Here is a 23,076-nt window from a genome sequence, read left to right as displayed (position 1 = left end):
GATGGTGTGACGGGAGCTCCCGTTATAGAGCTATGGTATAAGCATGAATTAGAATGCAGTACCTGATAAGGTTAGTATGGTGACATATTAACAAACTAGGGTGGCACCGCGATGATAAATCTCGTCCCTAAGATTAAAAGTCTTGGGGGTGGGATTTTTTTATTGTTGTAAAACAATTTTGAAAGCGGGGGCCAAAAATGAAAAATTTACTTAAAGATTGGAAATATCCTTTATTACTATTGTCCGGAGTTGGTATTGCGAATTTAGGGGCATGGATTTACTTAATAGCACTGAATGTACTTGTCTATAATATGGGTGGCTCAGCCTTAGCTGTTGCTACTTTATATGTAATAAAACCATTAGCCACTTTATTTACAAACGCTTGGTCTGGGAGTATGATTGATCGTTTAAATAAACGGAAATTAATGATTCACCTCGATATATATCGTGCGTTATTTATCGCTATTTTACCTTTACTTCCGTCACTTTGGATTGTTTATGTATTCGTATTCTTTATAAGTATGGCCAGTGCAATTTATGAGCCAACTGCTATGACGTATATGACGAAATTAATTCCAGTAGAGCAAAGACAACGTTTCAACTCATTACGTACTTTAATAGGATCTGGTGCATCATTAATTGGACCAGCAGTAGCGGGGGGATTATTAATTGCAGGTACACCAGAGTTTGCTATATATATGAATGCTATAGCATTTCTCTTATCAGGATTCATTACATTACTTTTACCGAATCTTGATAAGAAAGAAGATTCGGATACAACTAGTAATACATTATCACTTACAGTATTAAAAAAAGATTGGAACACTGTTATAAATTTTAGTAGAAAACATGTGTATGTCGTATGTGTGTATTTCTTATTTCAAAGTATGTTCGTATTAGCAACTGCTACTGATTCACTTGAACTATCGTTTGCGAAAGAGGTATTACTACTAACAGATAGTGAATACGGTTTTCTAGTTAGTATAGCTGGTGCAGGATTTATTTTAGGTGCCATAACAAATACAATTTTATCAAAGAAATTAGCACCTTCATTTCTAATTGGAATAGGATCATTATTCATCGCAATTGGTTATTTAATTTATGCTTTTTCAAATGTATTTTTAATAGCTGCTATTGGATTCTTTATTTTATCTTTCTCTATGGCATATGCAAATACAGGATTTTATACATTTTACCAAAATAACGTTCCCGTTCATATAATGGGACGGATCGGGAGCATATATGGACTTGTTATTGCGTTAGTAACAATCTTTATTACAATACTATCTGGTGTTGCGACTCAGTTCATTTCTATACAACTTGTAGTTATTGTAGGGTCATTAATAATGTTATTTATTACTATCGTCTTGTGTGTGTTTACTTTATTCCCATCACAATCTAAGTTGTATTCTACTGAGTCAATAAAGTGAAATTTTAATCAGGGGAGCATCCCCCACTGATTATCAGCCCTCACCAATCGGGCTTTTACGGGCAGCAGTGTCCCCACTTAACTTCTTTGCTTTCGCTGAATTTTGGGATGGGGGTCCTACTGCCCACAAATAGCGGAGTACATTCGAAATGAACTTTGTGTTCTCATTAACAATTTATCGTATTTAATAAAAGGGTTCTTTCCCCTTTATATGGAAAAATTAATAAGGGTAAAGAACAATACCGAAAGACAAGGGTGGTTGTCGTGATAAAAACAAAAGATGAAATTAATAGAATTGTAAAAGAAATACAAAAGAAAATAGATTTCTCTGGAGTAGTTTTAGTAAAAAAAGAAAAAGACTTAATCTATGAAAAAGCAATGGGTTACGCAAACAAAAGTGAATGTATAAACAATACGATACAAACAAGATTCGGCATTGCCTCAGGATGTAAAATTTTCACTGCAATTGGAATCTGTCAACTTGTTGAAAAAGGTGTTATTTCTTTTCATACAAAATTAAAGGATTGTCTAGAGATAAAACTTCCAAACTTCGATGAAGATATTACAATACATCAACTACTAACGCATAGCTCTGGTATACCAGATTATTTTGATGAAAGTATTATAGATAACTTCGAGGATCTTTGGAAACAAACACCTATGTATCTATTAAAGAGCTTAAAAGACTTTTTACCATTATTTCAAAACAATAATATGATGTTTGCACCTGGGAGTAAGTTTCACTACAACAACGCAGGTTTTATCATACTTGGATTAATAATAGAAGAACAGACGGGACTTAAATTTACGGAGTATATAGAAACAAACATTTTTAATTCGATTGGCATGAATGATTCTGGCTATTTTTCATTAGATAAATTACCAAGACATACAGCTCTAGGATATATAAAGGACGAAACCAACCAAAATTGGAGAACAAACGCTTACTCTATACCAATAAAAGGAGGGGCTGATGGAGGTGCATATGTTACTGCACCAGACATGTTGAAATTTTGGGCGGCACTATTTAATAATGAAATTTTAGGAAAGGAATATACAAAGTTACTTTTAACTCCCCACATTTATGTAAATGATAAACAGTCTTACGGATATGGAATATGGATTGAAACACGAGAAAACAAGGTATTCAAATATCATGTAATGGGATATGATCCAGGCGTCAGTTTTCGCTCGGCCATATATCCAGAATTAGGAATCACTTTAGTTATTCCATCGAATAAAGAGGCAGGACCTGAAAAATTAATGACAGAAATAGAAAGAGCTTTTTAATTATATGGATATAAAAGAAGAGATACGAAAATAATTTAAACGGGTTTATGATTGTTTCTGTTCTGAAAAATATTTTAGTTAACGAGGAACCCTTTATTTATTAAATAAGGGGTTTTGTAATTCTGCACAATTACATATGTTTATATGGATTTTTAAATTAAAAAATATTACTATATAATTGTAAATTTAAATTATTAATTCATATGAAAGGATGTGTTAACAATTTGTATATGATCAACGGTAGTTTGTTTATTATTTTAGGGGTTATTTGTTATTTAATTGTACGTGGAATATTAATTGGTACCAAAAATAAAAAACATGTGATTTGGTGGAAAGAAATAGTAAGTTTTTTATTCGTGGTTTACATTTGTATGGTTGTTGCAGTAACTTTATTCCCTTTACCAATCGGTTTTCCTTCTAATATTGAAAATCTGAATCGCTCGGTCAATATAATACCATTTGCATCAATTATTAAAGACATCAATCAAATTGGTAGTGCTTATGATGGAGATGCCCTATTTATGATTGGGCTAATTGTAAGAAATGTAGGCGGGAATATTTTATTATTAATGCCTTTAGGATTTTTAGCACCTATCCTATGGGATAAATATAAGAAATTCAAAAATACAATTTTATTAGGATTTTCTATATCAGCTAGTATTGAATTGCTACAATTAATTGAGTCTTTATTTAGTGGAGTGGGACGTATTACTGATATTGATGATGTGATTTGTAATGTTCTAGGTTCTATTTTTGGATATTGTATTTATAATATCTTTTTAAAAGCCATTAATAAATTTAACATTCGAGTGTTGGATAAAACTAATTCTAAAGGTGTGGAATTAGTTGATAAATAGGAGTTTAAACGAGTTATTAAAGGCGTACGAGTAAAAAGTACGTCTTTTTTATTTTTATAAATAATGCTTAAGGCTGATGAGAAATCACATTTTCCATCTTACACTTGAAAGTAGCTATCGTATTTCAAGTATGGAGTGAAAAGAGGAGAATATAATCTTTAAAGATAAGCAAGTTTATAGGAGGATTCTAAATGGATATTTTACTTGTTGTTCTTATTATTGTTTTGATGCAAAGTAAAGAACGAAAAGTGAAAATAAACCGTATTTGGCTCATTCCGGCTTTGTTGTGCTTTGTAACAATCCAGTCCATTATTCATATGGGACAAATAACATCCCTTGTTTAACATTGCTAAGAACGGTAATACTAATTAACATTGAACTTTTACAACAAGGGATGATAATATGATATACATTTACACAGATTTTGGTGGAACACATACTACCTCACTAGCTGCAGCGTATCATTTAAATAAACTACCAACGGATCGTAAGTTAACGAAAGAAGAAATTTTGAATGTAGATTACTTTAATAAATTGAAAACAGAAGATATGGGAAAAATTATTTTTCATGGAATCGATGAACATGGTCATCCTGTATATACGATTGGATGCGGCGCATCAAAAGTTGTTGTACCTGCGATGAAGCATTTAGGAGAAATCTTGCAAAAACATTATCAAAGCCATGAAAAGATTATATTTTCTAATACATCACCAACAGTGCCTTTACCGATGACTTTCGGTGGGCTGTTTTCTAGAAGGTTCCATATTGATTTTATTGGCGTACCGTTACTCGTATGGGGAGCAAAAATTTGCTGTGATAATATACAAAGGCTTGTTAGTTATACAAAAGAAGCTGGACGATTAACGAATGATTATGTAGTAATTTTAGATAATGAAACTTTTAAATAGTATATGATAAGAAGAAAATCGAGCAAATTCCTTGATTTTCTTTTTTATTTGTGAAATAGACAAGAAATAGTCACAATTAATATGCATCTACTATAGCCAAAACAATAAAGTCCTGTTACTATTACAGGGATATTCTCTTTTCGTAACATAAATATATAGAAAAGTCAGAAAAGAGGAATTGAATTAAGGGAGGAACAACATGAAGCGTGTTGCTTGGATTACTGATAGTACAACTGCGAGTTTTAAAACAGAAGGAGATAACTTTGTTATCCCAATTGAAGTTATTATTGATGGTGTGTCGTACAAAGATTGTGAAGAAGGTGTGCGTGAGCGCGTTTATAATGCTTTGAATGAAGGTAAAACTGTCACTACATCACAGCCTAACATAGGGGAAATGGTAGATTTATTTTCGAAATGCAAAGAAGAATATGAAGAGGGATTTGCAGTTGCTATTAGCGGAAAAGTAAGTGGAACCTATCAAAATATGAAGCTAGCTGCAGAAATGGCAGGTTTTCCATTAACGGTATTAGACAGTGAAACAACAAGTTATCCAATGGATGAACTAATTAGAAAAGCGAAATCGTTATACAATGATGGTATGACTTTACAAGATATACACAAAACATTAGTAGATGAAAAAAGAAGACCTTTCCACGTATTCCCGAAAAGTTTAAAAGGCCTTTATGCAAGTGGTCGTGTAAAGGGCATTCAATTTTTACTTGGAAGTTTATTAAGTGTTAACTTAATATTAGAAGTAAAAGGTGGAGAGCTTTTACTTGAAAAGAAAGTTCGTAAAATCCAAAAATGTCGAGAATATATTAAAAATGAACTTGAAAAAGAATTACCAAAAGTACTTCATATGTTCCATGCTAATGATAAAGATGGAGCCGAGGAATGGATTGCAGATATTAGACAAGCATTCCCTGAAATGGATTTCAAATTATATCCATTACCAATTTCATTTGCGGTTCATGCAGGTGAAGGTACAATTGCAATTAGTTATTAAAGTAAAACCCGTGAATAATTCACGGGTTTTTTATTTAATTAAAATGAAATGTGATCTCGACATATCTCCATCGAGGTTAGAAATCGATGGTCGAGCTACCTTCTCATAGATAACTGTGGAATGCCTTTTTTATGACTTATCCAATTATTTCTTACAAGATTTAAGGAGGATTGAGTTGAAAATGAATTGATTAAAGTGTAAAATTACACTAAATAACACATTAGTTACTTTTTGAGGGGGAGGTAAAGTGAATAAGGAGCATGCAATTGAACTTATTTCAACGAAAATAAAGTTAATACGCACTGAAAAAAGATATACACAAGATAAAATGGCTGAAGTTCTCGGCATATCAAAAAAAACGCTTGTTCAAATTGAGAAAGGGAGAACGAATGCAGGTTGGACCAACACTGTTGCTATTTGTGCATTGTTTAGAGATAGTGAAGTTTTACAGAATACTCTTGGGGATGATCCATTAGTAGTAATCGAAACAATGGCCCACAATAGCACTAACAACTTCAAAGAAAAAACATTGGGAGGAAAAGTCTGGTGGAAACAGATTCAAGAAAAAGGGAATTTTCGCTTACAACAAAATCTAATTAGTCAGCATTATCGTATTCTAGACAGACAGGATTACCGTTGGTTTAATTCGTTTGATTTAGAAGAAACGCTAAATCAACTTAATAAATTAGCAACGAATTCAGAACATCAAATAACCAGAACTACAATGAGCGAAAATAAATAGGAGGAAATTACATATGATCATCTTGCATTTTCTTTGGATTTACTTTATGCCAATTTACTGGTTATGTGGATTTATAGGTGGAATCTATTTAATTATTGCAGGTATCAAATATCTTAAATTACTTGTAAGTGTAATGGGATTACTTTGTCTTACCCTTGTCGTGTTACCTATTGTTTGTTGGGGGACAGGGATTAATGCGGAATTTCTTCTTACACCCGTTTCCAACTTTTCACTATTCTCTTTAAGTGGGTTAATAACAGGATTTATTGGATTTTGGTCAAAAATTAAAGGCATAAGAAATATGGGAGTTACTATTTTTACTTGTGGAGTAATAGGTGCCCTATTCTATTATTTAATGTCTATACCCGATTCATACTATATAGGATAGTTTTTCAAAACTCAGTTCATTTACAAACAAAAGGATAGTGAAACAAGAAAAACATTATTTCTATTCTTTCTGTCTAACTTATTAAATAAAAAGGAGATGCTATAGAACTGGTAGCGTCTCCTTTTTCACATGAATCATTTACCTATCAGATAGGTTGCGCTCCAGTACGTAGTAGGTAACATATCAATAGCTAGCTATAATTTCTACATTCTCTGACTTTAAATGATAAAGGAGATGTTATCACAGTTGTTCCTGCAAAGAAAAAATGAATAGCTGTAGTAAAAACATTCTAGAATACAGAATCTTAGGAATGTTGGATATAAAATATGATAAATACGAGGCGTAAGCCAGTTTACAATTTTTATGTCAACACTACAAACTTGACATGTGTGTATTTCGTTTTGCACTGTAAATCATTCATATTGAGTAATGGAATTGTAGAAATATATAATAGAATATTCGCACTAATATTTATAAAACTACAATCTATTTACATATAAGGTTATTAGGATTATATTGAAAATGAAAGAGAAAACAATAGATGGAAGGGGATGTTTTTTATGTTTAAAAAAGCAGCACTAGGGATTTCATCGTTAGCAATCACAGCGTTCGTCGGATTAGGAATGGCAACAGAAGCTTTAGCTGGACCAGCAGCACCACTTACTTCACTAAACGTCGTACAAGTAGAGTCTGAGCTAGGCGGGGTAGAAACAATTAATCAGAACAGCTTCAGTACATCGCGTAACCACGGGGGAAAATACTTATATATTACAACGAAAGAAATGGGCTATGGCCAAAACCCATTTGCTAAAATGAATGGTTCTAATGTAAAAAGTATTGATTCCACTATAATTGGCGGAAGACCAATCGTTGGCTGGTATTATAAATGGGATGCGTCTGGACACCAACAAGGAACTTTTGAGTACCAAAAGACATCTATAAATGCCCCATTTAATACAATGCGTACATCAATTTATATCCAATAATTTTGAAAGCGTTCGCACATGTAGAATAGTAAAAAAGGTACTTCTAGGAGTACCTTTTTTTGATTTGAATCACGTTCATCTATATTTACAATCCTGATTTCACAGCAAGAATACTTACCATAAAACAAAATCCTTAAACGTCTATAAAATTAATATGAACGCGTAGTACAAGTCCGCTACAGTTAAAGTACGTAACTTTACATATTTCAACTCAATGAAAAAGGAAGAAACTGCAGTACTTACGCCGCAGTTTTAAATTCATCCATGAACTCACAGTTTTTAGATATATAGACATAAACGTAATACCTGCGCCTCTTTTTTAAATTCAAGATTAAAAAAGAGGAGCTAAACTTATATAAGCTTAGCTTAATGGGGATGTGGCGGAACTTTAAAATTAATTACATCTTTTTCATAGCATAAATAATTTTGTATAGGGAGATGAAAGGATTTTTTAAAGTAATAAAGAAGTATGTATAAACAAATATATAAATGGTAGTGATTAGGATGAAAATCAGTAAGTTTGCAGAAGTAAATAATGTAAGTGTAGATACGATTAGACATTATATGGATCTCGGACTCGTTATTCCTGAGAAAAAAGGAAGTCACTATTTTTTTGACGAGTATTGTCAAAAGGATATAGAACTTATATTAGAGTACAAATGGATAGGGTTTAGCTTGAATGAAATTAAAGAACTGTTTCTTTATAAAAATTTAGGGAAATCCTTAGACTATGAAAAGGATATTTTTTATCAATCTTTATTTAAAGTAAAATATGAAAAGATTGAGCAAGAGATAAAAACCTTAAAGGAACGAAAAGATAAATTAAAGAAAACGTTAAATAATTTATCTATAGAAACTGAAATTTCGAGTTCAATTTTAGGGGTAGATTTAAAAGTACTTCATTTATTTAAATGTGTTAAGTGTAACGGAAATTTAATTCTTGAAGATGGCATTATTAATAAAAATCAAATTGTTGAGGGGAAATTAATTTGTAATTGTGGTGAAGAATACGCGATTACTTCCGGAGTTTTAACAGCTGGAAAATTATTTGAGGTGTATAAGAGGAAATCACTTGAAGATTCTATTTCAGATTATATCCATGAAACGGATACTGCTTTTTTGGAAAATGTTCAAAGAGGAGGAGAATGGGCGAAAAAGAAACTAATGCAATTAGATTTAAATGAAAAAATACTACTTGATTTAGGGTCTGGTATTGGGTTCTTTTTACGAAATATTTATGAAGAACTACCGGAAGAGTGTTTATATATTGCTGTTGATCGAGATTTGAATAAACTTTTACTTTTAAAAGATGTAATTGAGAGAAGAAATGTGAAAAGAAATATTGTATTTATCTGTGCCGACTTTCTAAACATACCTATTCAGAATAATTCTGTTGATATTGTAATCGATCAATCAGGTACAAGTAATTATAGTTTTGAATATGAGGAGTTCTTATTGTGTGAATTAAATTCCCTTTTTAAACACAATTGTTATTTATTAAGTTCATTTATTTTATTTAATAAATTCAGCATAAATAGCCAAATTGCACCTAGACTCAGAGAGAATTTTACATCTGCAAAAGTAACAAAAGAAATCGAAAATTTACAGTTTCAATCTATTGATGAAAGTACTTCAAATTATTTGATACGAGGGGGAAGGTACGAGGATTTCTTTGTTCAAGGAGAAGAAATTTATACATATTCATTTTTCGAAAAAAGATGGGGTTAACCCCATCTTTTATTTATTTCCCCTTAAAACTTTTCAAATCGTACATATTGCTATTGGGTTGACCCAAGAACTTACAATGTACGTAACACAAAGTTAGGTAGGGGGAAAAGTGATGGGAAGTTTACGATTACATATAGAAAATAAAAAAAGAAACCAAGAACTAAGAAATATGTGTCTCTATTCATTCGGGAAAACAGTATCAATATTTGGTAGCTCTATTTATAGTTTTGCATTAGGATTATATGTTTTACATATAACCGGATCAGCATTAAATTTTGCCATTACGCTTATTTTAGGAACTATTCCGATGATTGTTATGAATCCATTTGCTGGTGTAATTGCAGATAAAGTTAATAAAAAGAAATTGGTCATTTGTATGGATTTACTAAGTGGAAGCTTATTAATTACTGTTTATATATTTAGCAGTAATTATGGATTAGACTTATTCACCATTTATGCTACTACCTTTCTTATAACGGTATTTACAACATTTTTTGGAATAGGATTAGAAGCTGCAAAACCAAATATCGTCTCCAAAGAGAGGCTAATGAGTATTAACTCTATAAGTAAAATTATCGATTCTATATCTTTAATTCTAGGTCCTATGTTAGGTGGTATTGTTTTTGCAGTCTTTGATATTAAAATTTTTATAATTATAAACGGTATTTCATTTATCCTTTCGGCTATTTCCATATTATTTATTAACTTTAAATTGTTTGAGCAAAACATAAATGAGGAATGTTCAATTAGAAAAATTAATTTTATTGAAGATATAAAGGAGGGATACTCTTACTTAATGGAGCGGAAAAGCTTAAAAAATACGTTCAGTATTTTAATTTCACTTAATTTCTTCTTAGGGTTTGCTGTAACTGTTCCATTGCCATACATTATTAATACAGTTCTCGATCTTGGTTCTAAACAATTTGGTATGATTCAAGGGACTTTTCCAGTAGGCATGATAATTGGTGCGATTTTAGTAAAAAAGATAACCGATCGTTTTTCTTACGCTTATCTTTTGAAAAAGTTAAGCTTTATGTTGGCGGTTTTTATGATTATTTCAGGAATTCCAGTTTTATTCAAAAGTTTTGAGGTAAATGATTTTGTATACGTTATTACCTATTGTGTTGTTATGTTCTTTTTAGGACTAATTATAGTGCTTATTGATATACCTATAGCTTATTTCATGCAAAAAGAGATTCCTGATGAATATAGAGGGAGGGTTCTCAGCATTGGATTAAGTATAAGTAAAATGATGCTTCCTATAGCAATGGTGCTATCCGGTCTATTATTAAATTATATTCCAGCCTACATGATTACAATTGTAGGGGGAATCTTATATTTAATAGTAATTAAAGTTTCATCGAATTGTTTCATATTAGAAGTTCATTCGAAAGATTATAGCGCTTAGTAGATCTTAGATTATTTATATAATGGATACTGCTACATTTTTCAAGATAAGAAATGCAAATACTATAAAATGAAAAAATCGGCTGATTTCCCATGAACAATTTTGAAAAGATTACATATTCGTTTTGGAGACTACTTTAAAATTGTAGGTTGAGGGGGATGAATATCGTTCTAAATACAATAAGAAAATTTAACTTTGTTGATTGACCTTCCCCTTACAGGAAGCAGTATATTTAAAATAATTAATTACAGGAGGTGAGTGTTATGCTTTCAATTGGAGAGTTTTCAAAAATATCTCATCTTACAATGAAGACGCTGCGCTATTATGATGAAATTGGGCTTTTAAAACCAGCTTTCATAGACCCTAAGAATGGATATCGCTACTATGATATTTTCCAATTAGAAATAGCTTTATTGATTACACGATTAAAAACTTATTTATTTTCGCTGGAAGAAATTAAGGATATTTTAGAAAATCGGGAGAAAACTGAATTGCTTAACTCTAAAATGAAAACCAAACAAGAAAATCTAACACAGCAGATAACATATTATTCTTCTTTATTAAAAAAATTAAAGCGTGATATTCAACAATTAGATGAAGAAGAAAGTATCATAGGTTACTTAAATCATATTGAGATTAATCTTGTAAATCACTTAACCTATAATATATCATCTCAGCGAAAACAAATTAATACCGTTGATTTCCTAACACACTTTAATGAGTTGTTTAGTAAAATTTCATTTGAAAATTTATTACCTATTGCAAAACCACTTGCTATTTTCCATAGTTCAGAATATGTACCTGAAAATTATGATGTGGAAATTGCGATTCCCCTTGCAGAAGCCACAAATAAAACAAAAGTGTTTAATCCCGGTCTTTGCGCAATGGCTACGCTTATTGGTTCTTACGAAGAATTACCTTTTATTCATACAAAGCTACACGTTTGGATTGAAGAAAATAACTATAAACTGAATGGAGCTCCGTTTGAAGTTTATAAAACGAATCCTTATAGCACACAGGAGGAGAATAATATCATAGAAGTTTATTTTCCTATAAAATGAATAAAGGGAGGAGCGTATCACAATGTATGGTATAAACCGGCCAACAATAAAAGAAAAAATATTAATTTTAGTTACTGAGATTATCTATCTAATCATTGCGTATTACTTACTTTTCATTACTTATTTCAAACCAGGCATTTCAATAGGGCTGTTTATAGCTTTAATTATCACCGCTTTACGATTAACGGCTATGATGTTTATATGGTTGCCTAGAGGGATTTCATGGCAAGAAGCCATTATGAACAGTATTGCTTTTGGAATTTATTATTTAGGTTTTCCAATCTTAATGATTACTAGTAATCAGGATCCTAATTTAATATTACTTACAATAGGTTGGATATTGTTTTTAGGAGGAAGTATGTTAAACACAGTTTCAGAGCTACTTAGAAAATCCTTTAAAGACAATCCTGTAAATCAAGGTAAGCTATATACAGGTGGTTTATTTAAATATGCGATTCATATTAATTATCTGGGGGATTGCCTTTGGGTGTTAGGTTTAGCATTTATCGCTAGCAATATTTATAGTTTATTTATACCTCTAGGCCTGTTCTTTGTATTCGTTTTTGAATATATTCCAAAATCTGATGGTTACTTACAGAAAAAGTATGGAGAACAATTTACAGTCTATAAACAGAAAACAAAAAAATTAATACCGTTTATTTGGTAAATCAGTTTCATAAATTATAAAAAGCGCAGGATTAGCATCCTGCGCTTTTCTATCGTAATTCAGCGGTTTTTCTAATGACAATCTTATCAATATCATCTTCTTCATCACCAATAAATAATCCGCGTTCTTTTAAATATGCTTCAAAATATAAATCTGCTTCAGCACGTTCGTCATATGGCTTTACAGAGAGAACGAAACCTAATTTGTTTTGTTCTTCTAAGTGAGAAGTGGAGATGTAAGCCGGTACATTATGGCGTAAAAAGAGTTCTTTAACTGGAATAATCATATCTTTCATTAATTTCGTTAGCATACCCATTTCAAACTCGAAATTAAAGCGATCTATACTAGATAAATCAGCGAATACTACACCGATAAAACCTGTATTAAATACTTCTTGATATTCTACATCTTCATCATGGCCGCCATAAAAATTCTTTTCGATTAAATAATTTACAAAATAAGCAACGCCATCACTTTGTTCAAATGGTTTCGTTGAAAGAACAAAACCAATTTTCTTTTGTTTATGTAAATACACACATGACATGTATGCTGAAATGTTATGTTCTTTAAATAAAGCACTTGTTGCTCCAGAGAGACCATCTAGTACGTGATGAACAATTTGAAGTTTTTTACGAGCGAAATAATAGGATTTCTTTTGTAACTCCAATGTATCAATAAAGACAGAGCCGATAAAGCCTGTATTTGAAATAATAGGTGCTTGCTTTTTTCTTCCTCTGCGCTTTAATGGAGCCATTGTTAAAATCATCCCTTCATGTACGTTTAAAATAAAAAAGAACATTTGTTCGTATATTTATATTTTACTATTAAAACGCTATAAAGTAAAGGGTTTTTGATGAAAATATAACAAAAAAGACACCTTATAAAAGGTGCCTTAAACGCTGTAAGGGATAGGGTTTACCCTAACTATTTATATTATGATACAGAAACAATCTCTTCTGTATCTTCTACATCTAAATGACAGTCCATAGTACGAACATCTTGATCTTCATGACTTCCGAAATAAATAGTAATTTTCATATGTATCGCTCCTTTATTCTAGGAATACCTAAAATAATTACTAGTAATGTTAATATTTATTATATACCACTTTTTTCATTCCGACAACGTTATATCATTTTTAATTATTTTAAACTATAGAGCACAATTTAAAGAGGTACTTTTTATAGAAAATGGTAAATTTCTAATATGTTATATTTAATATAGAAAAATTCGAGTGTTACTTTTTATGAAAAGGAGAACTATTGATGAATTATAAACAACTACTACTAGATAACTTTGCATTTAAAACTTCATATGTTGCACAATTTGTGCCCGGAATGAGTATAAAAAAAACGAAAGATTATATTGCTGTTGATTGTGGATTACCTGCCGATACATTTAATATCATCACTCTACTAAACAATAATTTAACGGAAGGGGTCGAGAAATTATATAAGGAGGTAGAATACTATAATCAAAAGAAATTTCCAATGAGTGTTTGGTTATGGGATGAGGAGCAAGAGCGGGATATAAAAAGTGAGTTAATTAAAATTGGTTTAAAAGAAGTGGAACAGAATATTGCGATGGTAGCAGACTTAAAAACAATTTCCCCAACAATAAACATGCCAGTAAGTTTTACTATTCAACAAGCATCTTCACCTGGACAAATAAATAAATTTGGAGAAACGTTAGCTGATCTATTCGGTACATCAGAAGAAGGTATACATGTACAAGCATTCTATAATCAAATTTCTAATCTTGATATATGTAACAGTGAGAATCTGAAATTATTTTTAGGGTTATATGAAGGTGAAGTCGTAACTGTTGGTTCATTGATATGTTCAAAAGATAGTATTGGTATTTATGACATAGCAACGAAAGAAGGAATGAGAGGACGAGGGTTCGGATCTGCTATTTTCAATTTCCTGCTGCAAGAAGCACATAAATTTAAAAATACGTATTGTGTATTACAAGCTTCACCCGATGGAATCAATATTTATAAAAAATCGGGATTTCAAGATATCGGCAAAATGACTGTATTGGAAAATCGACATTTAATTGAGTAAATCATTCAAGTTAAATCGTCTTTATATAGGAGCTTATAAATCGTTATGAAAAAGATATATCTCGTTACAATAATTTGTGCATTTATAGTAATAAGTATCTTTGTTTTTCAGAAAATAAATGAACATAAGTATACTAAAGCTATGAATCAATCAAATCATATAAAAAATATCGCACATAGAGGTGCTTCTGCGTTCGCGCCTGAACATACAATAGCAGCATATCGATTAGGCCAACAAATGAATGGAGATTATATAGAAATTGATCTCCAAATGACAAAAGATGGACATTTAGTGGCTATGCATGACGAAACCTTAAACCATACAACAAATGGTACAGGGCTAATGAAAGAGCATACATTAGAAGAAGTAAAGCAACTAAATGCAGGTTCTTTTTTTAATGAAAAATATCCGAACTTAGCAAAGAAAGAATTTGAAAATGTTAAAGTCCCAACATTAACAGAAATTATTAAAACGTTTGGGCATAATGCGAACTATTATATCGAAACAAAATCACCTAATGAATATCCAGGAATGGAAGAAAAATTATTAGAAATTATTAATCATTATGAAATACAGGATAAAGTTATTATTCAATCGTTTAGTGAAGAAAGTCTACAAAAGATTCATGGCTTAAATAGTAATATATCCTTAGTACAATTATTATCTTATAAAAAAGCAGTTCAATTAACAGAATTAGAGATAGAAAAGTATAAAACGTACTGCATAGGTCTTGGTATGAATTACAAATATATTGATTCAGATTATGTAAAGAAAATAAAGAAAAGCGGATTAGAAGTTCATCCATTTACAGTAGATAATGAAAAAGATATGAAAAAGTTACTTTCATGGGGAGTCGATGGGATGTTTACTAATTATCCAGATCGTTTACATTCAATATTATTGGATTTGAAAAGTCATGAATAAGAAGTGTTATTCATAAAGGGAAAATTTACAAAACCTGCATATTAGGATTATCAATGCAAGAAGGCATGTAGCATATAAAAAGAAAATACCAAAAACCGCAACTTGAAGACTTAGGTTGTGGTTTTTTTATTGCTTCGATTTCAACTTACAAAGTTTGAAGCTAGAAGTGAAAACCTTTTTAGCTGAATTGGCTTCCTATGTATTTGTACTTCGTATCGTTCTAGGTATATGTACAACCCGTGAGACGAGTTTTGCATAGGATAATAGAAAAGGAGATGTTGCATATTGAAATACCACAATAGAAATGTAAGTAATCTGAATAAATTAGCGGATAATACGAAAGCTGCAGCTTTTAAGTGGTATCAGTACTGTATCGACAATGGAATTGAAGTATTAATTTATGAAACAATCCGTACAGTCGAGCAACAACGTGAATATGTTCGTAAAGGAGCATCACAAACGATGCGCTCATATCACTTAGTAGGACAGGCATTAGATTTTGTTCCAATTCAGTCGAATGGTACAGAAGATTGGAATGGCTATAATAAAGAACCGTGGGCTTCAGCAATTCGTTATGCTAAACAAATTGGTTTCGAATGGGGCGGTGACTGGAAAGGATTTGTGGATAGCCCGCATTTGCAATATAACTACAAAGGGTATGGAACGGATACTTTTGGAAAAGGTGCTCAAAACGTAGTGACTCCTCCTACGTCGAATGATAATGTAGGGGTTGCTTATATTAACGGTAGTAATGTAAATTTACGAAAAGGACCTGGTACTGGATATGGCGTTATTCGTCAATTAGGGAAAGGAGAGTCCTACAAAGTATTTGGACAAACAAATGGTTGGTTAAATCTAGGTGGCGATCAGTGGGTTTATAACGATCCATCATACATCCGTTATACGGGAGGAAATGTACCAGCAACTTCACAATCATCAAATGATGGTGTAGGTGTAGTTACTATAATCGCGGATGTATTGCGTGTTCGTACCGGCCCTGGAACAAATTACGGCATTGTGAAAAACGTGTATCAAGGTGAAAAATATCAATCGTTTGGATATAAAGATGGTTGGTATAATGTTGGTGGAAATCAATGGGTTTCTGGTGAATATGTTACGTTTGTAAAGTGAAAATAAGAGCCGTCCAGTTGGGCGGCACTTTATTTTAAATATTCATAGGGCGAGCACTTATAATATCATTCGTGATGCATAGAGTATAATTTTTCATTCTAATAATCAGAAAGTAATCAAAATGTAATTAATTTCAACTACGCTTTTTATATTTTTTTGATACACTGGCTACGAGGGGGATACCAATTAAGGTCGGTAAAAACCAAAACCATATTGGCGGAAGTAAATTTATAATGGGAATATGGATGCCGACATTTACTAAAAGTGCGGTGACTGCACCAATATAAGAACCTAACATGCCTCTAATGTGGTGATGGAGCCAATTTTTCCAACGTTTTTTTCGTGCAAGGTATCCATAAATCGCAAATGAATAAGAGAAGATTGCTACATAAAATAAATATGCGATTTTATCCCAGTTGATAATGGATAATATTATTGCCGTAAGGGTAATGACAACATAGGATGCATGATATATTTCGCCCCATTCGGTATGTTTTCCTTTCTTCTTTTGGGCAACCATCGCTACAATACCAGTGATTAAGCATATTGTTCCAAATAGGATGTGTATGGTTAAAAGAATGTTAAAAATGCTCATAATAATTCCTCCTTTTTTATTTTTATAGTATTGCAGTATAGGAGAAAAGTTGAAAAATATAGTTAGTTCGGCTTAATATATTGAAATAAAGGTACTCCTAGAACAAAACCCAATGATTTAAATATTTAGTGAGATGATTATTATGTTAAATGAAGGAGAGACTTCTATGTTTACATCTATTACATATTTACAATCTGGCAATGAGAAACAACAAAAAATATATGATGTTTTGAATAGCCTAAACATAATGGAGGATTTAGCTTTATATAATCCCGTTCTTTGCGGGACAATCCCTATAAGAATTGATACTCCTCAATCTGACTTAGATATTGTAATGGAAGTATATAATTTTGATGTTTTTGAGCAGGAAATGAGATCTTTATATGGTTCTTATGGAGGGTTCAACATAAAAAAGAAAAAAATTAAAGGTACTGAATCGATAAAGGTGAATTTTGAATTCGAAGGTTTTGAATTTGAATTATTTGCTCAACCGAAGCCAGTGCGTAATCAAAATGCATATAGACACATGATAGTGGAGCACATGCTATTAATGCAGCATCCCCATATAAGGGAAGAAGTTATTCGCTTAAAGGAACAAGGTTTAAAAACAGAACCTGCTTTTGCTCAAGTATTAAATATTGACGGAGATCCTTATGAAGAGCTTATTTTATTAGGGCAGGAAATGAAATTGTGGTAAATAAGATACATAAAAAAATCCTCCAAAAACAAAAGAGGATTTTTTTTATGCCGTTAACTTCCGAATTAATTCACTGAGCAATTTAATTCCGTTAGTCATTTGTTCTGGAGTAGCATATCCATATGATAAACGAATGTACTGATTTGATTCTTCTTCATAAATACGTCCCGGATTTAAAAGAATTCCTTTTGATAGTGCCTCTGAAAATAGTTTTTTCATCGGAATGTTATGTATAACCTTTAGCCATATAAAAAATCCACCACTAGGAATATCCCATGATGCAATATCTGCACAATATTTATTTAAAGCTCGTATCATTATTTGTCTTCGTTCTTTCAGGTTCATTCTTACGTTTGCTACATGTTCTTCATAAAAACCTTCATTTATCCATTCAGCAGCTACTCTTTGAGATAAAGAGCTGGATCCATAGTCTGTTTGCATTTTTATATCTGACAATCTATCAATAACAGGTTCTGGTCCGATTATCCATCCAATTCTAAGTCCTGGGCTAAGTGTTTTAGAGAGACTACCAATATATAATACATGTCCATGTTTATCCATCGACTTTAAAGGAGCTGGAGGTGATTCATCAAGCCATAACTCTCGGTATATATCATCCTCGATGATAGGCAATTGCTCTTTTCCACATATTTTTAATATTTCTTTTCTTCGCTCTTTGGACATCAATATCCCCGTTGGATTTTGAAAACAAGGGATTGAATATAAAATATTATTCTTTTGACTATATTTAATTCGTTTTAATAAGTCGTTAGGTAAAATACCGTGATGATCCATTGATATACCGGATAAATTTATATTTGCTGATTGAAAAACATGAAGTGAATATAAGTAAGAAGGTTGTTCAAGTAAAACAGTTGATTTTCTATGTAAAAGACCAATCGATATTAATTGTAATGCTTGGAGTGCACCAGAGACTATTAATATAGAATCCGGTGATGCATGTATTCCAAATGATCTTACATATTTGCTTATTGCTTCACGTAACGGATAAATACCTTTTTGTTCTTCGTATCCGAAATAATCTAATTCCTCACTGACGTTTTTTATTATAGATTGCATAGTTTCGAGCGGGAAAAGATGAGGTGCAAGTTCACCTTTACTAAGATGGATAAGCGTTTTATTTGCTTCTGCTTCATTTATTTCTCGCACCATTAACTTACTTGGTTTATGAATACCGGCTTTTACATATTCACTCCAATCGGGCGGAGGATTAGTTGCTAATAATGACCATGTATTATTCATTACAATTGTTCCTGCTCCGATTTGTCCTTGAATTAAACCATCTGCTATAAGTTCATCTAGCGCAGTAATTACAGTACTTCGATTTACATGAAATAATTTTGCTAACTGCCGCTGACTAGGGATTTTACTTCCAATTGGCCATTCTCCGTTTTCAATTTTTTCTTTCATATAGTCTATTATCTGCTGATATTTGGGCACTTTTTTATCGGTCGTCATATAAAAAACTCCTTCGTTTATTTAAAAGATTCAAAGTGGTTGGTTTTTCCGATAAATAACTGGTTGAAGACATTGTATCAACTATTAAATATGATGAAAAGAAATAATTGGTAATTTAAAATTGGTTGGTTTTTTAGGGAAGGAGAAAAAATATGCATAATAAAAAATGGGATTTACGCATTATATGTGCTCACGCTTTTACAATTCTTATATGGGGAACTGCTTTTCCAGCAATTCGTATGGGGCTTGAATCTTATACGCCTGAACACCTTACTTTACTACGCTTATTAATCGCTTCATTTATACTTTTGTTATTTTCATTTATATACAAACTACGACTACCGGATTTAAAGGATATCCCAGCAATTTTTATATTTGGTGCTTTAGGGTTTACTATTTATCACATCGCATTAAATTACGGCGAAAAAACAGTAAATGCTGGATCTGCAAGTTTAATAATTTCAGTCACTCCAATAGTAACGGCAATTCTTGCTTCTGTTTTTTTGAATGAAAAAATGAAATTAAATGGTTGGCTTGGTGGTGTAATTAGTTTTGCAGGAATTGCCTTAATTTCATTTAGCCAGGGCGATGCTATTCAATTGAATAGCGGGGGATTATTTATATTATTAGCGGCGATTTCAGAAAGTCTATTTTTCGTTTTCCAAACATCTTACTTAGAAAAATACGGCTTCTTACCATTTACCATATATACAATTTTGTCTAGTACTGTATGTATGCTTATTTTCTTACCCGGAGTTTATCAAGAAATACTAGCAGCTCCTCTTGAAGTTAACTTGAGCGTTATATATTTAGGTGTCTTTCCAACAGTACTCCCGTATATTGCATTGGCCTATATTATATCTCGTGCTGGTGCTTCTGAAGCAACAAGTTCTCTATATTTAACGCCAATAACTGCGTGTTTCATTGCTTGGATATGGTTAGGAGAAGTGCCAACTTTAGTTTCGATAATTGGCGGAGGAATTACTATACTTGGAATTGTGATTGCTCATATACCAATATTAAGAAAAGAAAAACATAGGAATTTAGCAAATAATCAATCCGTATAATGTAATTCAATAATAATTTTATGATACTTTTTTATATAGTTTCTTTCTTATGTTGATAAATATAATATTTTGTATTTCAGTTAAATATTGTATGTTACATTTTATGTAGTAAGCATTTTAAAAGGAGCTGACAACATAATGAATGGAAAAAGAAATATTTTTACATGTATTTCTATTGTAGGAATCGGACTAGCTAGTTTTTCTAATTCTAGTTTCGCAGCAAGTGTAACGGACAATTCAATACAAAATTCTATTCCCGTAGTTAATCAACAAGTAGCTGCTGCAAAGGAAATGAAACCATTTCCCCAGCAAGTTAATTATGCAGGTGTTATAAAACCGAATCATGTTACACAGGAAAGTTTAAATGCTTCTGTAAGAAGTTACTACGATAATTGGAAAAAGAAATATTTGAAAAATGATTTATCTTCTTTACCTGGTGGTTATTATGTAAAAGGAGAGATTACAGGTGATGCTGATGGGTTTAAGCCACTTGGAACTTCAGAAGGTCAAGGGTATGGGATGATAATTACAGTATTAATGGCTGGTTATGATTCGAATGCTCAAAAAATCTATGACGGTTTATTTAAAACAGCAAGAACTTTTAAAAGTTCTCAAAATCCTAATTTAATGGGATGGGTTGTCGCAGATAGTAAAAAAGCACAAGGTCATTTTGATTCTGCTACTGATGGAGATTTAGATATTGCGTATTCTCTTCTTCTTGCTCATAAGCAGTGGGGATCTAATGGAACAGTTAATTATTTGAAAGAAGCACAAGACATGATTACAAAAGGTATTAAAGCTAGTAATGTTACAAATAATAATCGACTAAATTTAGGAGATTGGGATTCTAAAAGTTCACTTGATACGAGACCATCTGATTGGATGATGTCACACCTTAGAGCATTTTATGAATTTACAGGTGATAAAACTTGGCTTACTGTTATTAATAATTTGTACGATGTTTATACGCAATTTAGTAATAAGTACTCTCCAAATACAGGACTTATTTCAGATTTCGTTGTAAAAAACCCACCACAACCCGCACCTAAAGACTTCTTAGATGAGTCAGAATATACAAATGCATATTATTACAATGCTAGTCGGGTACCATTGAGAATTGTAATGGACTATGCGATGTACGGCGAGAAAAGAAGTAAAGTCATTTCTGATAAAGTCTCTTCATGGATTCAAAATAAAACGAATGGAAATCCTTCTAAAATTGTGGATGGTTATCAATTAAACGGATCCAATATTGGTAGTTATTCAACTGCTGTATTTGTTTCACCGTTTATTGCTGCAAGTATAACGAGTAGCAATAATCAAAAGTGGGTAAATAGTGGTTGGGATTGGATGAAGAATAAGAGAGAAAGTTATTTTAGTGATAGTTATAATTTATTAACTATGTTATTTATTACAGGAAATTGGTGGAAGCCTGTACCTGATGATAAAAAAACACAAAATCTAACAAATGATGCGATTTATGAAGGATACGATAATTAATTAAATTTGAGAATGGTTACTGAAGAAAGGAATTAGCATTCGCTAGTTCCTTTTTAATGTTTTGTAAAACATTATCCATTCTAAAATTCGCATAGATATACTTGCTTTTTTCATATACATAGTTATTGATGACTCTATGTTTTTATGAAGGGAGAGTATTTCTTGGAAAAAGTATTATTTTTCGGAGATCCAGGTATTGATGACTCATTTGCCATTATGTATGGTTTACTGCATCCCGAAATTGAAATTGTCGGTATTGTAACCGGATACGGAAATGTTGAGCATATACATGCTGCACATAATGCAGCGTATATTTTACAGTTAGCAAATAGACAAGACATTCCTGTCATTAGTGGTGCAACAAAACCACTGACAGAAGAAATCACTACGTACTATCCTGAAATTCACGGAGCAGAAGGATTAGGGCCCATCCATGTTCCAGGAAATATATTATCTATTCCAATATATAATTTCGGCAGTATTGCTGCGATTCTTATAAAGTACGGAAAAGATTTAACGATTGTTGATGTAGGAAGATCTACCTCGTTAGCAATTGCTTTTAATTTATGGAATGATTTAATGCTAAATGTAAAAGGAATCTATTTCATGGGTGGTGTTTTTTTAGAAGTAGGAAACGTTACGCCATTAGCAGAGGCAAACGTGTATGGAGATCCGATAGCAAGTAAAATTGTTTTCCATCAAGCAAAGAATTTATTCATATTCCCTTTAAATGTAACAAACAAAGCTGTGTTAACACCAAATGTATTTAACTATATTCAAGCTAATGCAAAGAATCCATTTCATATGATAATGAAACCAATGTATGACTACTATCTATCCGCATACCAAAAACTTAATCCATCTATGGAAGGACCTTTGCTACATGATGTGGTTGCAATAAGCGGATTAGTAAATCCAAGTTTTTTTGAATTTGTGCATCGTACAGTAAATGTAGATACATACGGAGATACGAAAGGACAAACATTTGCTGATTTTCGCCCTAACTCTAAATCTGAAGGAGCCCGTATAGCTTTAGAAATAGATGCAGAAAAATTCATTCAAGATTTTATAAAAATTATGTTATAAGTTGCTGTCGAAAAAGGGAATTATTTCAATGCGTTGAATATAAAAATACATCCTCTAGAT

Annotated in this window: 23 protein-coding genes and 1 other annotated feature (1 of these 24 cut by a window edge); of the genes, 20 read left to right on the top strand and 3 right to left on the bottom strand. The window is 31.8% G+C overall.

Going from position 1 to position 23,076, the window contains the following annotated elements; all coding sequences use genetic code 11:
- Positions 1–132, top strand: a binding site (T-box leader) (it extends 127 nt beyond the left edge of the window).
- A gap of 65 nt (positions 133–197) precedes the next feature.
- The 13 genes from DN401_RS01520 (at position 198) to DN401_RS01460 (ending at position 12,471) form a co-directional block, all read left to right on the top strand.
- Positions 198–1,430, top strand: coding sequence for an MFS transporter (locus tag DN401_RS01520; protein WP_000793348.1), 1,233 nt, complete (start codon positions 198–200; stop codon positions 1,428–1,430).
- 263 nt (positions 1,431–1,693) lie between these two features.
- Positions 1,694–2,719, top strand: coding sequence for a serine hydrolase domain-containing protein (locus tag DN401_RS01515; RefSeq protein WP_000598059.1), 1,026 nt, complete (start codon positions 1,694–1,696; stop codon positions 2,717–2,719).
- A gap of 224 nt (positions 2,720–2,943) precedes the next feature.
- Positions 2,944–3,576 (top strand): VanZ family protein, encoded by a 633-nt coding sequence (locus DN401_RS01510; protein WP_121868626.1) that lies wholly within the window; start codon positions 2,944–2,946, stop codon positions 3,574–3,576.
- A gap of 191 nt (positions 3,577–3,767) precedes the next feature.
- The gene (locus DN401_RS01505) at positions 3,768–3,920 is read left to right on the top strand and encodes a hypothetical protein (protein WP_000353713.1); all 153 of its coding nucleotides are present in this window, start codon (positions 3,768–3,770) and stop codon (positions 3,918–3,920) included.
- Positions 3,921–3,978: 58 nt separating this feature from the next.
- Positions 3,979–4,485, top strand: coding sequence for a DUF3189 family protein (locus DN401_RS01500; RefSeq protein WP_000639421.1), 507 nt, complete (start codon positions 3,979–3,981; stop codon positions 4,483–4,485).
- A 199-nt stretch (positions 4,486–4,684) separates the two neighbouring features.
- Positions 4,685–5,491, top strand: a complete 807-nt coding sequence (locus DN401_RS01495) for a DegV family protein (protein ID WP_000831929.1) — start codon at positions 4,685–4,687, stop codon at positions 5,489–5,491.
- 247 nt (positions 5,492–5,738) lie between these two features.
- Entirely contained in the window at positions 5,739–6,233 is a 495-nt protein-coding gene (locus tag DN401_RS01490; protein WP_001031007.1) for a helix-turn-helix transcriptional regulator, read from the top strand.
- Positions 6,234–6,246: 13 nt separating this feature from the next.
- Positions 6,247–6,621 carry a hypothetical protein gene (locus DN401_RS01485; RefSeq protein ID WP_000584711.1) on the top strand — a complete coding sequence of 125 codons (375 nt, stop codon included), beginning with the start codon at positions 6,247–6,249 and terminating at the stop codon, positions 6,619–6,621.
- A 560-nt stretch (positions 6,622–7,181) separates the two neighbouring features.
- A complete protein-coding gene (locus tag DN401_RS01480; protein ID WP_000472909.1) occupies positions 7,182–7,607 on the top strand; it encodes a DUF4879 domain-containing protein in 426 nt (141 codons plus the stop codon).
- A 504-nt stretch (positions 7,608–8,111) separates the two neighbouring features.
- A complete protein-coding gene (locus DN401_RS01475; RefSeq protein ID WP_149287451.1) occupies positions 8,112–9,335 on the top strand; it encodes a MerR family transcriptional regulator in 1,224 nt (407 codons plus the stop codon).
- 112 nt (positions 9,336–9,447) lie between these two features.
- Entirely contained in the window at positions 9,448–10,743 is a 1,296-nt protein-coding gene (locus tag DN401_RS01470; protein ID WP_149287450.1) for an MFS transporter, read from the top strand.
- Positions 10,744–11,006: 263 nt separating this feature from the next.
- Positions 11,007–11,804, top strand: coding sequence for a MerR family transcriptional regulator (locus DN401_RS01465; protein ID WP_000948769.1), 798 nt, complete (start codon positions 11,007–11,009; stop codon positions 11,802–11,804).
- A 22-nt stretch (positions 11,805–11,826) separates the two neighbouring features.
- The gene (locus tag DN401_RS01460; RefSeq protein WP_000274258.1) at positions 11,827–12,471 is read left to right on the top strand and encodes a methyltransferase family protein; all 645 of its coding nucleotides are present in this window, start codon (positions 11,827–11,829) and stop codon (positions 12,469–12,471) included.
- A 49-nt stretch (positions 12,472–12,520) separates the two neighbouring features.
- Here DN401_RS01460 and DN401_RS01455 read toward each other — a convergent pair whose 3' ends face one another.
- Positions 12,521–13,225 carry a hypothetical protein gene (locus tag DN401_RS01455; RefSeq protein WP_000035355.1) on the bottom strand — a complete coding sequence of 235 codons (705 nt, stop codon included), beginning with the start codon at positions 13,223–13,225 and terminating at the stop codon, positions 12,521–12,523.
- A gap of 511 nt (positions 13,226–13,736) precedes the next feature.
- Between DN401_RS01455 and DN401_RS01450 the strand changes: the two genes are divergently transcribed.
- From DN401_RS01450 to DN401_RS01440, 3 genes are all read left to right on the top strand, one after another.
- Positions 13,737–14,537, top strand: a complete 801-nt coding sequence (locus DN401_RS01450; RefSeq protein WP_127063984.1) for a GNAT family N-acetyltransferase — start codon at positions 13,737–13,739, stop codon at positions 14,535–14,537.
- A 45-nt stretch (positions 14,538–14,582) separates the two neighbouring features.
- Positions 14,583–15,461 carry a glycerophosphodiester phosphodiesterase gene (locus DN401_RS01445; RefSeq protein WP_121868628.1) on the top strand — a complete coding sequence of 293 codons (879 nt, stop codon included), beginning with the start codon at positions 14,583–14,585 and terminating at the stop codon, positions 15,459–15,461.
- 285 nt (positions 15,462–15,746) lie between these two features.
- Positions 15,747–16,592 carry an SH3 domain-containing protein gene (locus tag DN401_RS01440; protein ID WP_000873738.1) on the top strand — a complete coding sequence of 282 codons (846 nt, stop codon included), beginning with the start codon at positions 15,747–15,749 and terminating at the stop codon, positions 16,590–16,592.
- A 133-nt stretch (positions 16,593–16,725) separates the two neighbouring features.
- Here DN401_RS01440 and DN401_RS01435 read toward each other — a convergent pair whose 3' ends face one another.
- The gene (locus tag DN401_RS01435) at positions 16,726–17,187 is read right to left on the bottom strand and encodes a DUF2306 domain-containing protein (protein WP_000021744.1); all 462 of its coding nucleotides are present in this window, start codon (positions 17,185–17,187) and stop codon (positions 16,726–16,728) included.
- Between the two features lie 166 nt (positions 17,188–17,353).
- Between DN401_RS01435 and DN401_RS01430 the strand changes: the two genes are divergently transcribed.
- Positions 17,354–17,884 (top strand): DUF4269 domain-containing protein, encoded by a 531-nt coding sequence (locus DN401_RS01430; protein WP_000495197.1) that lies wholly within the window; start codon positions 17,354–17,356, stop codon positions 17,882–17,884.
- 45 nt (positions 17,885–17,929) lie between these two features.
- Here the strand turns inward: DN401_RS01430 and norG are convergent, their stop codons facing one another.
- The gene (norG, locus tag DN401_RS01425; RefSeq protein ID WP_121868629.1) at positions 17,930–19,363 is read right to left on the bottom strand and encodes an efflux pump transcription regulator NorG; all 1,434 of its coding nucleotides are present in this window, start codon (positions 19,361–19,363) and stop codon (positions 17,930–17,932) included.
- A 152-nt stretch (positions 19,364–19,515) separates the two neighbouring features.
- Between norG and DN401_RS01420 the strand changes: the two genes are divergently transcribed.
- From DN401_RS01420 to DN401_RS01410, 3 genes are all read left to right on the top strand, one after another.
- On the top strand, positions 19,516–20,430 hold the full coding sequence (locus DN401_RS01420; protein WP_000551622.1) for a DMT family transporter: 915 nt from the start codon (positions 19,516–19,518) through the stop codon (positions 20,428–20,430).
- Positions 20,431–20,568: 138 nt separating this feature from the next.
- Entirely contained in the window at positions 20,569–21,930 is a 1,362-nt protein-coding gene (locus DN401_RS01415) for a family 8 glycosyl hydrolase (protein ID WP_121868630.1), read from the top strand.
- A gap of 162 nt (positions 21,931–22,092) precedes the next feature.
- The gene (locus DN401_RS01410) at positions 22,093–23,016 is read left to right on the top strand and encodes a nucleoside hydrolase (RefSeq protein WP_000416786.1); all 924 of its coding nucleotides are present in this window, start codon (positions 22,093–22,095) and stop codon (positions 23,014–23,016) included.
- The last annotated feature ends 60 nt before the right edge of the window (positions 23,017–23,076 follow it).

The organism is Bacillus sp. BF2-3 (assembly GCF_008368795.1).
GTDB lineage: Bacteria > Bacillota > Bacilli > Bacillales > Bacillaceae_G > Bacillus_A > Bacillus_A cereus.
The sequence above is the reverse complement of the archived record's forward strand: the minus strand, read 5'-3'. Positions and strand labels throughout refer to the sequence as shown.

Coding starts and splice junctions, on each gene's coding strand:
- DN401_RS01435 (WP_000021744.1), bottom strand. CDS start 17,187: ATGAGCATTTTTAACATTCTTTTAACCATACACATCCTATTTGGAACA.
- DN401_RS01505 (WP_000353713.1), top strand. CDS start 3,768: ATGGATATTTTACTTGTTGTTCTTATTATTGTTTTGATGCAAAGTAAA.
- DN401_RS01445 (WP_121868628.1), top strand. CDS start 14,583: ATGAAAAAGATATATCTCGTTACAATAATTTGTGCATTTATAGTAATA.
- DN401_RS01495 (WP_000831929.1), top strand. CDS start 4,685: ATGAAGCGTGTTGCTTGGATTACTGATAGTACAACTGCGAGTTTTAAA.
- DN401_RS01465 (WP_000948769.1), top strand. CDS start 11,007: ATGCTTTCAATTGGAGAGTTTTCAAAAATATCTCATCTTACAATGAAG.
- DN401_RS01500 (WP_000639421.1), top strand. CDS start 3,979: ATGATATACATTTACACAGATTTTGGTGGAACACATACTACCTCACTA.
- DN401_RS01470 (WP_149287450.1), top strand. CDS start 9,448: ATGGGAAGTTTACGATTACATATAGAAAATAAAAAAAGAAACCAAGAA.
- DN401_RS01455 (WP_000035355.1), bottom strand. CDS start 13,225: ATGGCTCCATTAAAGCGCAGAGGAAGAAAAAAGCAAGCACCTATTATT.
- DN401_RS01475 (WP_149287451.1), top strand. CDS start 8,112: ATGAAAATCAGTAAGTTTGCAGAAGTAAATAATGTAAGTGTAGATACG.
- DN401_RS01420 (WP_000551622.1), top strand. CDS start 19,516: ATGCATAATAAAAAATGGGATTTACGCATTATATGTGCTCACGCTTTT.
- DN401_RS01520 (WP_000793348.1), top strand. CDS start 198: ATGAAAAATTTACTTAAAGATTGGAAATATCCTTTATTACTATTGTCC.
- norG (WP_121868629.1), bottom strand. CDS start 19,363: ATGACGACCGATAAAAAAGTGCCCAAATATCAGCAGATAATAGACTAT.
- DN401_RS01415 (WP_121868630.1), top strand. CDS start 20,569: ATGAATGGAAAAAGAAATATTTTTACATGTATTTCTATTGTAGGAATC.
- DN401_RS01480 (WP_000472909.1), top strand. CDS start 7,182: ATGTTTAAAAAAGCAGCACTAGGGATTTCATCGTTAGCAATCACAGCG.
- DN401_RS01450 (WP_127063984.1), top strand. CDS start 13,737: ATGAATTATAAACAACTACTACTAGATAACTTTGCATTTAAAACTTCA.
- DN401_RS01430 (WP_000495197.1), top strand. CDS start 17,354: ATGTTTACATCTATTACATATTTACAATCTGGCAATGAGAAACAACAA.
- DN401_RS01460 (WP_000274258.1), top strand. CDS start 11,827: ATGTATGGTATAAACCGGCCAACAATAAAAGAAAAAATATTAATTTTA.
- DN401_RS01485 (WP_000584711.1), top strand. CDS start 6,247: ATGATCATCTTGCATTTTCTTTGGATTTACTTTATGCCAATTTACTGG.